Annotated in this window: 19 protein-coding genes; 16 read left to right on the top strand and 3 right to left on the bottom strand. The window is 52.9% G+C overall.

Annotated elements, in window-relative coordinates; translation table 11 throughout:
- From HMPREF9163_RS12395 to HMPREF9163_RS04925, 11 genes are all read left to right on the top strand, one after another.
- Nucleotides 1–815: DNA polymerase (locus HMPREF9163_RS12395; protein WP_009440582.1), on the top strand; the 815-nt coding region annotated here is incomplete at its 5' end.
- 106 nt (nucleotides 816–921) lie between these two features.
- Complete coding sequence (locus HMPREF9163_RS04970; protein ID WP_009442047.1) at nucleotides 922–1,125, top strand: hypothetical protein; 204 nt, start codon at nucleotides 922–924, stop codon at nucleotides 1,123–1,125.
- The gene (locus HMPREF9163_RS04965) at nucleotides 1,122–1,517 is read left to right on the top strand and encodes a DUF4406 domain-containing protein (RefSeq protein ID WP_009440580.1); all 396 of its coding nucleotides are present in this window, start codon (nucleotides 1,122–1,124) and stop codon (nucleotides 1,515–1,517) included. The genes HMPREF9163_RS04970 and HMPREF9163_RS04965 overlap by 4 nt, the downstream gene beginning before the upstream one ends.
- On the top strand, nucleotides 1,514–2,092 hold the full coding sequence (locus HMPREF9163_RS04960) for a hypothetical protein (protein ID WP_009440579.1): 579 nt from the start codon (nucleotides 1,514–1,516) through the stop codon (nucleotides 2,090–2,092). Before HMPREF9163_RS04965 ends, HMPREF9163_RS04960 begins: the two co-directional genes overlap by 4 nt.
- The gene (locus HMPREF9163_RS04955; protein WP_037346158.1) at nucleotides 2,089–4,386 is read left to right on the top strand and encodes a virulence-associated E family protein; all 2,298 of its coding nucleotides are present in this window, start codon (nucleotides 2,089–2,091) and stop codon (nucleotides 4,384–4,386) included. Before HMPREF9163_RS04960 ends, HMPREF9163_RS04955 begins: the two co-directional genes overlap by 4 nt.
- 231 nt (nucleotides 4,387–4,617) lie before the next feature.
- Nucleotides 4,618–4,899 (top strand): VRR-NUC domain-containing protein, encoded by a 282-nt coding sequence (locus HMPREF9163_RS04950; RefSeq protein ID WP_037346156.1) that lies wholly within the window; start codon nucleotides 4,618–4,620, stop codon nucleotides 4,897–4,899.
- Complete coding sequence (locus HMPREF9163_RS04945) at nucleotides 4,892–5,572, top strand: ORF6N domain-containing protein (protein WP_009440575.1); 681 nt, start codon at nucleotides 4,892–4,894, stop codon at nucleotides 5,570–5,572. The genes HMPREF9163_RS04950 and HMPREF9163_RS04945 overlap by 8 nt, the downstream gene beginning before the upstream one ends.
- A gap of 6 nt (nucleotides 5,573–5,578) precedes the next feature.
- On the top strand, nucleotides 5,579–6,922 hold the full coding sequence (locus HMPREF9163_RS04940) for a DEAD/DEAH box helicase (RefSeq protein ID WP_009440574.1): 1,344 nt from the start codon (nucleotides 5,579–5,581) through the stop codon (nucleotides 6,920–6,922).
- Nucleotides 6,919–7,131, top strand: coding sequence for a hypothetical protein (locus HMPREF9163_RS04935; RefSeq protein ID WP_009440573.1), 213 nt, complete (start codon nucleotides 6,919–6,921; stop codon nucleotides 7,129–7,131). The genes HMPREF9163_RS04940 and HMPREF9163_RS04935 overlap by 4 nt, the downstream gene beginning before the upstream one ends.
- Nucleotides 7,128–7,568, top strand: coding sequence for a hypothetical protein (locus HMPREF9163_RS04930; protein ID WP_009440572.1), 441 nt, complete (start codon nucleotides 7,128–7,130; stop codon nucleotides 7,566–7,568). Before HMPREF9163_RS04935 ends, HMPREF9163_RS04930 begins: the two co-directional genes overlap by 4 nt.
- 136 nt (nucleotides 7,569–7,704) lie before the next feature.
- Nucleotides 7,705–8,058 (top strand): HNH endonuclease, encoded by a 354-nt coding sequence (locus HMPREF9163_RS04925; protein ID WP_037346154.1) that lies wholly within the window; start codon nucleotides 7,705–7,707, stop codon nucleotides 8,056–8,058.
- Nucleotides 8,059–8,080: 22 nt separating this feature from the next.
- On the opposite strand, the gene HMPREF9163_RS04920 is transcribed toward HMPREF9163_RS04925, so the two are convergent.
- Both HMPREF9163_RS04920 and HMPREF9163_RS04915 read right to left on the bottom strand, forming a co-directional pair.
- Entirely contained in the window at nucleotides 8,081–8,353 is a 273-nt protein-coding gene (locus HMPREF9163_RS04920; protein ID WP_009440570.1) for a type II toxin-antitoxin system YafQ family toxin, read from the bottom strand.
- Complete coding sequence (locus HMPREF9163_RS04915) at nucleotides 8,346–8,639, bottom strand: type II toxin-antitoxin system RelB/DinJ family antitoxin (protein WP_006696279.1); 294 nt, start codon at nucleotides 8,637–8,639, stop codon at nucleotides 8,346–8,348. The genes HMPREF9163_RS04920 and HMPREF9163_RS04915 overlap by 8 nt, the downstream gene beginning before the upstream one ends.
- A gap of 171 nt (nucleotides 8,640–8,810) precedes the next feature.
- Here HMPREF9163_RS04915 and HMPREF9163_RS04910 point away from each other — a divergent pair, with 171 nt between their 5' ends.
- Nucleotides 8,811–9,371: a P27 family phage terminase small subunit gene (locus tag HMPREF9163_RS04910; RefSeq protein ID WP_006306651.1), complete on the top strand. Its 561-nt coding sequence runs from the start codon at nucleotides 8,811–8,813 to the stop codon at nucleotides 9,369–9,371.
- Between the two features lie 42 nt (nucleotides 9,372–9,413).
- Here HMPREF9163_RS04910 and HMPREF9163_RS04905 read toward each other — a convergent pair whose 3' ends face one another.
- On the bottom strand, nucleotides 9,414–9,938 hold the full coding sequence (locus tag HMPREF9163_RS04905; protein WP_009440569.1) for a hypothetical protein: 525 nt from the start codon (nucleotides 9,936–9,938) through the stop codon (nucleotides 9,414–9,416).
- Between the two features lie 91 nt (nucleotides 9,939–10,029).
- Here HMPREF9163_RS04905 and HMPREF9163_RS04900 point away from each other — a divergent pair, with 91 nt between their 5' ends.
- From HMPREF9163_RS04900 to HMPREF9163_RS04885, 4 genes are all read left to right on the top strand, one after another.
- On the top strand, nucleotides 10,030–11,289 hold the full coding sequence (locus tag HMPREF9163_RS04900; RefSeq protein WP_037346143.1) for a site-specific DNA-methyltransferase: 1,260 nt from the start codon (nucleotides 10,030–10,032) through the stop codon (nucleotides 11,287–11,289).
- Nucleotides 11,289–11,828 carry an N-acetylmuramoyl-L-alanine amidase gene (locus tag HMPREF9163_RS04895; RefSeq protein ID WP_009440567.1) on the top strand — a complete coding sequence of 180 codons (540 nt, stop codon included), beginning with the start codon at nucleotides 11,289–11,291 and terminating at the stop codon, nucleotides 11,826–11,828. The genes HMPREF9163_RS04900 and HMPREF9163_RS04895 overlap by 1 nt, the downstream gene beginning before the upstream one ends.
- 2 nt (nucleotides 11,829–11,830) lie before the next feature.
- Nucleotides 11,831–12,112, top strand: coding sequence for a hypothetical protein (locus HMPREF9163_RS04890; RefSeq protein ID WP_037346140.1), 282 nt, complete (start codon nucleotides 11,831–11,833; stop codon nucleotides 12,110–12,112).
- Between the two features lie 118 nt (nucleotides 12,113–12,230).
- On the top strand, nucleotides 12,231–12,804 hold a 574-nt coding region (locus HMPREF9163_RS04885), incomplete at its 3' end, for a hypothetical protein (protein ID WP_009440565.1).

Here is a 12,804-nt window from a genome sequence, read left to right as displayed (position 1 = left end):
CCTTTATCCCGAAGGAGGGCAGAAAATTCATCGTTGCGGACTTCTCTGCCATCGAAGCACGGGTGTTGTCATGGCTTGCGAAGGAGCGATGGCGCATGGATGTTTTCGAGAGCAACGGCGACATCTACTGCGCCACAGCAGGCAGGATGTTTCACTGCAATGTAGTCAAGCATGGCGAGAACGGGCATCTTCGGCAAAAAGGGAAGCAGGCAGAACTGGCCTGTGGCTACGGCGGCTCCGTTGGTGCGCTGAAGGCATTCGGTGCATTGGAGTCGGGGATGAAGGAAGAGGAACTGAAGCCGCTCGTGGATGCTTGGCGTACGGCAAATCCAAATATCGTGGATTTCTGGTGGGCAGTCGACCGAGCCGCAAAAGACTGCATCAAGGAACGCAGCACGAAGGTCACGCACGGCATTCGGTTCATTTATCAGAGTGGCATGATGTTCATCGAACTTCCGAGCGGGCGCAGACTCTCCTATGTAAAACCGCGCATCGGAGAGAATCAGTTCGGTGGCGAATCCATTACCTACATGGGACTGAATCTCTCGAAAAAGTGGGTACGGATTGAATCCTACGGCCCGAAGCTCGTGGAAAACATCACACAGGCCATCAGCCGCGACATCCTCTGCTATGCCATGCAGACGCTGCGGAACATGGAGATTGTCGCTCACGTCCATGATGAAATCATCATCGAATGCGATGAACGCACCTCACTATCTGCCGTTTGTGAGCAGATGGCGAGAACCCCGCCTTGGGCAGAGGGGCTTCTGCTCCACGCCGACGGTTTCGAGTGCGCATTCTATCAGAAAGACTAATGTCCATCCTCCCAGACAATTGGGAGGATTTTTGGTGACCAAAACCTCCCTGTTCGTCCTCTTACTGATGAGAGGAACTAATCAGTTTTCAAAGGGAGGAAATCTTATGTTCTATGTTAAGGAAAACATCAATGACGCTCTGGAGGTCACGGTGGAAATCAACGATGAGAATGTCTTCTGTCACTGTCCGCGCTGCGGAGCGGAAGTGCCCGTTGATCTCAATGAGTTCTTCGGCGATGCGGAGTTCGACCTCTTCGGCACGGCGATCTGCTGCACGGAATGCAGCAGGAAGATGAGGTGCGAGAAATGATCGAGTACAAGAACCACGAGGGCTACGCTGACCCAACAGCATACGCAGCTCTCACCAAGGTATTCCGACAGAATCTGTTCATTTACATCTGCTCGCCCTATCGGGACAATCCGCGCGTCAATGCCATGCGGGCGCGGCAGTACTGTAAGTTCGCGGTGAGCAGGGGGCGGATTCCCATTGCGCCTCATCTGTATTTTCCGCAGTTTTTGTCAGAAGTAGATGAGCGGGAGAAAGCAATGGATATGAATCTCGAGCTGCTGAGGCTGTGCGGCGAGATCTGGGTGTTCGGCGAGAGGCTTACCGAGGGCATGGAAACGGAGATTGCTCATGCCGGAAGACTGCGGAAGAACATCCGCTATTTCACAACAACATGCGAGGAGGTTTCGCCATGAAGGTAATAGAGACAGAATACAAGGGCTATCTTTTCCGTTCACGACTGGAGGCACGGTGGGCAGTGTTCTTTGATGCCTGTGGTGTCCGCTGGGAGTACGAGCCGGAGGGCTATGTGCTGAATAACGGGCAGCACTATCTGCCGGACTTCCTGCTCCATGATGTAGACGGAAGAGTAGGCGGCGATCTCCATGTGGAGGTCAAGGGGAAGATGAGCAGAGCCGATGCCGCCAAAATCAACCAGTTCAGCCAAGGCAAGCATCCGCTCCTCGTTGTTCCCGGAATCCCCGACGGAGAGGATATCGGAGATATTGAATGTTACTGCCAAGAGTGGGGCTATTATGGCTTCCCCAGCTTTGGCGGCGGTCCCTATCCCTTCAACTTTCAGACCATCGACGGAGATTACTTCGTTGCTCACCCCGGCATCAACAGGCAGGGAAAGTTTGAACTTTTCGGTGATGACAGCAACTATACGATAGACAGAGATGACGCTGCCACCGTACAGGCATTCAAGCTGGCACGGCAGGCAAGATTTGAATACGGACAGACACCGAGGGTGAGGAAGGTGCGTGTATGAGAGAATTAGCATTTTGTCTTGGCAACAGCCGTGCGGCACTTGTTTGGCATCCCGGAAAAATGACGATGGACGCTCTTTGGGAAAAATTGCAGAATCCTATCCGCACTGCCGAAACCGCTGCAGAATACCATACTATGAAGAAAAGTGAACGGGATGCCGTGAAGGACAAAGGCGGATTCTTTGCGGGGACACTGAAAGGGACGCGCCGGAAAGCAACTGAGGTTATCAGCCGCTCCATGATCACCTTGGATCATGACCGACTGAAGCCGGGCTGTTTCGATGATTTTGCCTTCAAGCATTGCGCCATCGTCTACACCACCCACAGCCATACCCCGGAAGCCCCACGGGCGAGAATCCTCGTACCCCTGACACGGGATGTCACACCGGACGAATACAATGCCATCGCCCGCTATCTTGCAGATGAGATCGGCATGGATACGGTTGATCTCTGTTCCTTCAAGATCAATCAGCTGATGTACTGGCCGACCGCCTCTTCCGACGGGGAGTACATCTGCCGCAGGTATGAGGGCGACTGGCTCGACCCCGATGTGTTTTTGGCAGCGCATCCGAACTGGCAGGACTGCAGCTCCCTGCCGACTGCACCGGGTGAAAAAGAAGCGGTGGAAAGGGAGCGCAAAAGGCAGGCTGATCCTTTGAGCAAGGCGGGCATTGTAGGGGCGTTTTGCCGAGCGTACTCCATCCAAGAAGCGATGCAGACCTTTCTCTCCGATGTGTATGAGCCGACTGCAGATGAGAATCGGTGGGGCTATACGAAGTCGGCGAGCATTCCCGGCGTGATGATTTATGACGGCAAATTCGCCTACAGTCACCATGCCTCCGATCCTGCCTACGGTAAGCTGTGCAACGCATACGACCTCGTAGGGACGCATCTCTTTGATGGTGACTTTACCCGGATGGCTGAATTTGCCGCCAAGAACGAAAAAGTGCGTACCCTTGCACTCAAGGAGCGGCAGGAACGGGCTGTCGAGGACTTTGCCGAGGAGGAAGACTGGAAAGTAAAACTGGTGCGGCAGAAAAAGTCCACGCAGCTGGAAAACTCCCTCTACAACATCAAGCTCATCATGCAGAACGATCCCTACATGAAAAATATTGTCTTTAATCAGCTGGCAGACGGCATGGAAATCAAGGGTGAAGTCCCGTGGTCACATCCCGGAAAGTTCTGGCGTGATGCGGACGATGCCCAGCTTATCTGTTATGTGGATGACAACTACGGCACGTTCTCGGCGCGGAACTATGACATCGCCGTAGCAAAAGCCGTGGATGACCGCAGTTATCACCCGATACGAGAGTATTTTACCGCACTGCCTCCTTGGGACGGTGTGGCGAGAGTGGACACGCTTCTTATCGACTACCTGGGTGCAGCGGATAACGCTTACACCCGTGCCGTCAGTCGGAAAGTACTGTGTGCCGCCTATCGACGCATCAAAGAGCCGGGCATCAAGTTTGACTATATGCCTGTTCTGAACGGCGCACAGGGCATCGGAAAATCCACCTTCATTGCCAACCTTGGCATGGATTGGTTCTCCGACAGTCTGACCTTATCGGATATGAATGACAAGACCGCCGCCGAAAAGCTGCAGGGGTACTGGATTCTTGAAATCGGCGAATTGGCAGGTATGAAGAAAGCCGATCTCGACAAAGTAAAGGCATTCGTGTCGCGGGTGGATGACAAGTATCGGGCAAGTTTCGGCAGGCGCGTGACATCCCATCCGCGCCAGTGTGTGTTCTTCGGCACGACCAACAGCGAGAACGGGTATCTGAGAGACATCACAGGAAACCGCCGTTATTGGAACATCAAACTGAGCGGCAGCAGCAAATATAGGCCATGGCAGATGACCTCGGAGCTTGTGCGGCAGATTTGGGCGGAGGTGATGATTCTCGCCGATGCCGGAGAAAAGCTGTATCTGCCCCCGGACTTGGAGGAATATGCCAAAGAGGAGCAGCGGGAAGCGATGGAGCACGATGAGCGTGAAGGTCTGGTGCGTCTCTATCTCGATACGCTGCTTCCCGCCAACTGGAACGAGATGGATCTCTATCAGCGGCGGGAGTTCTTGCGGGGCGATGATACATCTCCCGTGGGGACAGATGTGCGCGTGATCGTCAGCAACATGGAGATTTGGTGCGAGTGCTTCAGCAGAAAAAAAGAAGATTTGCGTTCCATGGACAGCTATGCGATAGCAGCCATCATGTCCAGACTTCCTGAATGGGAAAAGCAGCCCAACCCACAACGCATCGCAATTTACGGACTGCAGCGGATATACCGCAGGTTGTAACTTGTACGGAAGTTGTAACTTGCAGCAAAGTCCGTACCATAAGGCTTTGTTACAAGTTACAAGATTTATATATGTAAATAGAAACATAATAAATCCGTACATGAAAAACGCGAATACGCGCATATATGCGTATATAGGGATTTTTCTGTAGCCTTGTAACAAGAAACAACGCGAATCCATTGATATGCCTAGCTTTAGAGGTGTTACAACCTCATGTTACAGGAGGAAAAGTTGTACGAGCGGACGATTGAGCAGAAACTTGCAGCAAGAGTCAAAGCGATGGGCGGTATCGCTCCGAAGTTCACCTCGCCGGGATTTGATGGGATGCCTGACCGACTGGTGCTTCTGCCCGGAGGCAGAATGGGTTTTGTGGAACTGAAAGCACCGGGCAGAAAGCCGAGACCACTTCAACTGGTACGGCACAGACTGCTTCGGCGGCTTGGATTCAAGGTGTATGTGATTGATGAGATAAATCAAATTGACAGCGTATTGGAGGAAATCGACCATGAATGAACTTACGGTATTGGAACACAACAGCATTCGTGTCATGACCACGGAGCAGCTTGCCGAGGCGTATGGATGCGCCCCGAAGCAGATTCAGCAGAACTTCAACAACAACCGTGTGCGGTTTATTGCGGGGAAACACTTCTTTGTTCTGGAAGGGCAGGATTTACAGAGCTTCCGTTTGCAGGTCGAAAATATCGAACTGCAAATTTCCCCGAAAACCCGCTGCCTTTATCTCTGGACGAAACAAGGCGCAGCCCGCCACAGCAAGATGCTGGGAACGGAGCGGGCGTGGGATGTTTTCGATGAGCTGGAAGAGAGCTACTTCAATCCTATGAAGAATATGACGCCCGAGGAGTTTCTCCTCTATAGCGCACAGCGAATGGTGGAACAGGCGAAGGAAATCAAGGCGGCAAATGCGCGTATCGACAAGGTGGACGAGAGGCTTCTTGAGGTCGAGTCCAAGCAGATGACGATCGATGAGCACCACTATACCATCATCGGCTATGCCAACCTCACGGGAATCCGTGGCGTGAGTCGGGATGCCACCGCAAGACTCGGACGCAGAGCGTCGGCGACGTCCAAAAAGCAGGGCTATCACATCGGCAAGGAGTACGATGCCAAATATGGCATGGTGAACACCTATCATGTGGACGTGCTGCAGGAAGTTTTCAGGAGGTGATGCCCCGTGAAGTTCATCCCGCATGATTATCAGCAGTATGCCATCGACTTTATCGAAAGCCATCCGACTGCCGCCGTACTTCTCGATATGGGGCTCGGGAAAACGGTGATTACCCTCACATCCCTCAATGACCTGCTCTTTGACTGCTTCGAGATTTCTCGTGTCCTCGTCATCGCGCCGCTCCGTGTGGCAAGAAACACATGGCCGCAGGAGATCGGCAAGTGGGAGCATCTGAATCATATCCGCTACTCCGTAGTGGTTGGGACAGAGAAAGAGAGATTGGCAGCACTCCGCAAGCAAGCCTCCCTCTACATCATCAACCGCGAGAACGTGCCGTGGCTCGTGGAGAACACCGACTTCACCTACGATGCCATCGTGATTGATGAACTCTCCTCGTTCAAGAATTGGAGCAGTAAACGCTTCAAGGCACTCATGAAGGTTCGCCCTCTCGCCAGCCGTGTCATTGGACTGACGGGAACGCCATCCGGCAACGGCTTGATGGACCTCTTCGCGGAGTTCAAGGTACTCGACATGGGCGTGCGTCTGGGACGATTCATCACGAAGTATCGGCAGGATTACTTCACGCCGGACAAGCGCAACGGGCAGGTGGTGTTCTCCTACGCGCCACTTCCCGGAGCCGAGGAGCAGATTTACGAGAAAATCTCCGATATTACCATCTCCATGAAAGCCGCAGATCACCTCAAGATGCCCGATCTGATCGAGAGTGCGTACAGCGTCCGCATGAATGAGGAAGAGAAGAAAATGTATGCCGCAATGTGTGAGCAGTTGGTCTTGCAGATGAAGGGTAACGAGGTGACGGCGGCAAATGCGGGTGTCCTGTCCGGAAAACTCGCGCAGATGGCGAATGGTGCAGTCTACACTGACGATGGGACTACACTGCATATCCATGACCGAAAGCTCGATGCCTTGGAGGACATCGTAGAGAGCATGAACGGCAAGCCGCTCCTCGTGGCATATTGGTTCAGGCATGATGCAGAGCGCATCGAAAAGCGCGTGCCGTGTGTGCGACTAGATACGGACGAGGCAATCGCCCGTTGGAATCGCGGCGAAATCCCCGTTGCGCTCATCCATCCTGCCAGTGCAGGTCACGGGCTGAACCTTCAGAGCGGCGGTTCGACCCTCGTGTGGTTTGGCATCACATGGAGCTTGGAACTCTATCAGCAGACTGTGGCACGGCTCTATCGGCAGGGACAGAGTGCAAAGACCGTGGTCGTGCAGCACATCATCGCCGAGGGAACGATTGACGAGAGAATCCTTCGCGCTTTGAAGCAGAAGGACAAGACGCAGGCGGAACTGATTGATGCCGTCAAAGCGGAGGTAACATCATGAACTATGAAATTCTGGCAAACGCCATCGTCGAACAGGCGGCGAAAGACTATCGGTGGGCGCGGACGGCTCTCGGAAAAGACTCTGAGAATGTTGGAGCGGCGGCGATGCGCTCTGAGACAGAGCGGTTCTTCCGCTCTGCATGGTTCGGGCAGCTGACGCAGATTGACGGAGAGTGGCTGCTTGAAAAGCTAGAGGGGGAATTTGCATGACGGCGAAAGAATATCTGAGTCAGGCATGGAACATTGATCGACGCATCAATGATAAGGTCGCCCATGTATCGCGGCTGCGTGACATGGCAACAAATGTGAGCGCCGTCATCAGCGATATGCCGAGGAGTCCGAGTCCGAACAATCAGCGGATGGAAAACATCATTGCGCGACTGACCGACACAGAAGAGGAGATCAATGCAGACATTGACCGTCTGATCAGTCTGAAACTCGAGATCATGAATACGATCTGGCAGGTCGCGGATGAAAACGCTCAGATGGTGCTAGAGCGTCGCTACCACAGCTTCAAATCATGGGAAGATATTGCAGCGGATATGAGCGTCAGCATTCGATGGGTGCATAAGATTCATGCCAAGGCTCTGGATGAAGTTGAAAAAATTTTAGAAAAAAGACAGCAGAATTCATCCGAGTTCACATAAGTTCACAAAGGTTCACGTTGCGTTCATAGGGTTGACAGTGATATGATATACTCAGCAAGAATAGGATATGGAATCAGCCTTCTCGGAGAAGCAATTCTCCGCGAGGGCTTTTTTGATGCCATCGAGGAGGTGTGCGATGCCGAGAAAGCCGAAGCGCCCCTGTCGTATGACGGGCTGCCCGAACCTTACGGATCGAAAAAGCTGTTACTGCGAGATGCACGAAAAAACGATGCAGAGGCATTATGACCGCTTCACGCGCGGCTACGATCAGCACGAGAGGTACGGTAGTGCGTGGCGCAGGATTCGCGACAGACACTTGGAAGGGCATCCGCTCTGTGAGCAATGCAAAGAGCAGGGCAGATACGTTCTCGCGACGCTTGTCCATCACATCAAGCCGCTCTCGGGCGGCGGCACGCATGACGAGAGCAATTTGATGTCGCTCTGCGTGTCCTGTCATGAGCGGATTCATCAACGGAAAGCACAAAAATAAAAAGCCGACTCCAATGAATCGGCTAGAAGAGATCGCTATGTGAACCCGTGCGGGAAGCGGTCAGAATCAGTTTTCCTTTGTCGATGGCATATATGAGTAGCCAGTCCGGCATGATGTGGCATTCGCGAAACCCAATGTAATCACCAACGAGTGCGTGATCCCGATACCTTTCGGGCAGTTGTTTTTCCGCACAGAGCATTTGCAGAACATCATCCAGCTTTTGTATATCTGCTCCACGTTTTCGCAGCTTCTTTAAGTCCTTGCGGAACTGAGTGGTGGTGACGAGATCAAGCATGAGCGTCCTCCGCATCAAGATCATCCATCAGTGCGGACAGCGACGGATAACGCTTCGGCTCGATTTTGCCATCCATGATGTCGCGTGCTTCCTGCATGGCAAGAAGCGTTTCCCTGTTATAACGGGGCTGTTTCGGTTGGAAGGGGAAGCCTCCCTCCATGATGGATGCGTGTAGGAAGATGTTAATGGCGTCGGTCACGGAGATGCCGAAACTGGAAAAAACAGTTTCAGCTTGTGCTTTGATTGTCGGCTCAATGCGCATATTGATTGTTGCAGTCTTGGACATGATGGATAACCTCCTTTTAGTTATTGTAACGCGAAAGTGAAGCGATTGCAACACAATATTGCTCCCAGGGGGCGGTCAAATCTCTAAAACCGCGCCATTACTGGACCGGGGAGGGGGCGCACGCAAAAAAACGTCGGTTCAAACAGGGTATTAAGGGAAGGGGGCGAGAAGATGGCGCGTGACGGTACAAATCGTGGCGGGCGGCGCATCCGGGCGGGAGATAAGCCCGAGGCACTGGCAGATAAGATTGCGGGCGGGCGCACGGCGCACATCATGGAGTTCCCCATGACGGAACTGGACGGCACAGACCTTGTGGATGCCGCCGATCTCTATGGGGAAGAGATGCCAACACCGAGCGAATTCCTGTCTGCGCGGCAGCGCAACGGCAAGCCGCTTGGTGCGGATGAGATTTTCCGCGAGACATGGCTGTGGCTGAAGGAGCGCGGCTGTGAGCGGCTCGTGAATCCACGGCTCATTGAAAGCTACGCACAGGCATTTGCCCGCTTCATTCAGTGTGAGGAAGCAATGAGTCAATACGGCCTCATTGGCAAGCATCCGACTACAGGCGGTGCGATTGCAAGCCCCTTTGTCCAGATGGGACAGGCGTTTCAGAAGCAGTCCAATCTGCTTTGGTATGAAATTTTCGACATCGTAAAGCAAAACTGCACCACGACATTCAGCGGCTCGCCGCAGGAAGATCGTATGGAGCGGCTGCTGAGGTCAAGAAAATAAAAGAAGCATCCATAGATAGATGCTCCGTATTTTTAGTTTAGGTTAATCGAGATACTGGCTCAGATCAAGGACTCCGGCACAATACCAAAACAGACCATTCAAAAAGCCGTTGTCAGATCGGTATGTGCTTTCGGTATCATTCTTTCCGGTATTTGGAGAAACAGAACTCAAGAATTTTATGACCCGTTTATCTGTCTTGTAAGTGCTGAACCGAATGATCGTCGGAGAATGTTTCGCGGCATTTCCGTTACCGTCAGCACCTCCACTGCCATAATAAACAAGGCAAGAAATAATTGCTACACCATCTGCAATCTCGTACTTGCAACTTGTCTTATCAAGAAAGATAGCGCCATATGTAGTGAGTCCAACAAGAGGATAGTTTGTGTCCCCATACATATAATTCTGCTTTGGAGGTTTGTTGGGCTTTGGCAATGCGGCAACAGTCCGTACGTCATCACCATATTGTTCGACTTTGTTTGTAATGTCATAGCCGTCATATGGACTAGCATATGCTGTTGCAATAAAAAGAATCCAACCGGCAATCAAAGAAAGTACTATCTTTTTCATCACATAATCCCTCTCTTTCCAAACTCTCAACTCTATTTAGTTGATTCGGTAAAACATATAAAAAATCCTGCTTAGTTGAGGAGGTTAAACATTGAACAAAACGACATCAGAGATGAAGCTCGTTCCGATTGCCAAACTCGTGCCGTATGCCAACAATGCGAGGACGCATTCGCCCGAGCAGATTAATAAGCTGCGCGGAAGTCTACGCGAGTTCGGGTTCGTCAGTCCAGTCATTATCGACAAGAAGTATGGCATTCTTGCAGGACACGGACGTGTTGCGGCGGCGCGGGCGGAGGGGATGGAGAGCGTACCGTGCGTCTTTGTGGATCATCTGACGGAGGCACAGAAGAAGGCATACATCCTCGCGGACAACCGTTTCGCACTTGACGCAGGGTGGGACGAAGATATGCTGCGTATCGAGATGGAAGCCCTACAGGGCATGGACTTTGACCTCTCGCTCACAGGCTTCGACGAAGCTGAAATCGCTGACCTACTCTCACTGGATGACGGTGAAGCACAGGAAGATGACTTCGATGTGGATGCAGAACTGCAAAAGCCTTGTGTTGCTCGATCGGGCGATGTCTGGCATCTCGGCAAGCACCGTATTATCTGCGGAGATTCCACTCTTTCGGAGACATACGAGCGGCTGCTCGGCGGAGAAAAGGTAAATCTCGTCTGCACGGACCCGCCATATTTTGTGGCTCTGGAAAGTTCCTCCGGGAAAATCAAGAACGATGATCTGAATGACAAGGATGCCTACGAGTTCCTGAAATCTGCCTTTATTGCCTTCCACTCGGTGATGGCGGCCGATGCTTCCATCTACGTTTTCTACGCAACAGCAAAAGCCCGCATCTTTCATGACGCTTATGAGGATGCGGGCTTTAAAGTTGGCGCAGGTCTGGTGTGGAAGAAAGATCGTCTCGTTCTTACACGGACGGACTGGAAGTACATTCACGAGCCGATTATCTGGGGATGGAGGAAGGACGGTCGGCACAGATGGTATGGCGATCAGAAGCAGACCACCGTTTTTGCATTCGACCGCATTAAGGACTCGAAGAAGGATGGCTGCGGACATCCGTCCTCGAAGCCCGTGCCGCTCATCGCCTACCTTGTCAAACAGTGTACGCAGACGAACGGTATCGTTCTCGACGGATTCCTTGGCTCTGCTTCAACGCTGATTGCGTGTGACCAGTTGGGGCGTATCTGCTATGGTGTGGAACTTGAGCCGAAGTTCGTGGATGTCGCTGTTGAGCGGTACATCCAGAGCAAGGACGGCAATGCAGAAGATGTATTTTTGGAACGTGATGGTGAGCGCATTCCGTATGCGGATGTGCCAAAGGAGGGAGCATAATGCGTGTGTTTTTGAATCCGGGTCATGCGCCGGACGGGAATCCAGATCCCGGTGCATGCGGGTATGGGCTGCGGGAATGTGATGTGGCAAAGAATGTCGCTGACCTTGTTGTAGGCTATCTCGTTGCCGCAGGTGTTGAGGTTTTCGGTAGTCTCCAATCCGATAGTCTGCATGAGGTCGTTTCGGTTTCCAACCGTGCGGATGCCGATGTGTTTATCTCCATACACTGCAATGCGTGCAACGGTGTGGCACAGGGGACGGAGACGTGGCACTACTACGGAAGCGAAGAGGGGGAGAAGCTGGCACAGTGCATCCAGAATCAGATCGTGGATGCGCTCGGAACTGTGGATCGTGGCGTGAAGGGGGCAAAGCCCGGTGTCAACGGACTGTATGTTCTGAGCAACACGGATGCGGTCGGTGTACTTGTGGAGCTTGCGTTTATTGACCATGCGAGTGACGCAGAATTGCTCCGCAGCCGGCAGGATGAATTTGCCCGCGCCATTGCGCGTGGGGTAACGGACTATGAAGGAGAGTGTTGAAGATGAAACTGGAACACATTCAAAACGAACTGAAGAATCACGTAGGGGACTTCGTACGGACGGAGGCAAAGGAAGCGACTGTTCTCTGGCTTCATGAGAAGGGGCTTCCTGCGGCGCGTGAAGTATCGGCGGCGTATACGGCGGCACTGAAGGAGAGCGCGGAGAAGGAGACGGGATGGTGCAGATTCCGCGACTGCATCTTCCTACCGCTCGTCATCGACGGCGCGATCTGGATGACGGGCAAGATGCTCGAGCGCATGACCACTCCTCATTCTGTGAAATGATGACGCTCTGCGGTTTATCTCACTGAAGCTATGGGTGTATACAACACAATTTGCTTGCTAATTATCCCGGCTAGAGTGATGAATGTAATGACCAAAGTTCATAAAGGAGGTTTTCAAAATGAAGGTCAATTACAACATCCAGAAGGAAGAGCGCAAGGCGATGGTCGGGATTGTGGGAAAGGTGCTCGAGATGAAGCCCACCTACTGCGGCGCACCGAGCTTTTCCTACAAGGTCGGCGCATTTGAGATCACGAAGGACGGCAGCCTTTGTTTCGACGATGCCGCAGACGAAGCGACTGTTACGCGTGTGCGCACGGCATTGCGCGAGGCGGGCTTCACGTCCGAGGACGGGGAGAACGAGGCTTCCTGCGCGGACACAGGGGCAGACGAGCCGATTCAGACGGAAGCGGCGGTAGAAGAAGTTGTTCCGACTGAGGAAGCGACGGCAGAAGCCGATGAGGACGGCCTTTCGATCAGTCTCCCGCGCAGCCTTTTCACCGAGACCGCACTGAACAATCTGGATGCACTCCTTCTGAGCAAGGGGCGGCTCATTCGCCATGCCTTTGACATCCGAGAAGCGACCTACACGCTAGAGGGCGACCGCATCACCTTTGCATGGCTGCACGGCACGATCACCGACGAGACGGCAAAGGCGTATGCCGAGTTCATCAGCAAGCTCTGCCTGATGGCGC

It is taken from the genome of Selenomonas sp. oral taxon 138 str. F0429 (assembly GCF_000318175.2).
Taxonomy (GTDB): domain Bacteria; phylum Bacillota; class Negativicutes; order Selenomonadales; family Selenomonadaceae; genus Centipeda; species Centipeda timonae.
This window is presented reverse-complemented; position numbering and strand designations above follow the sequence as displayed.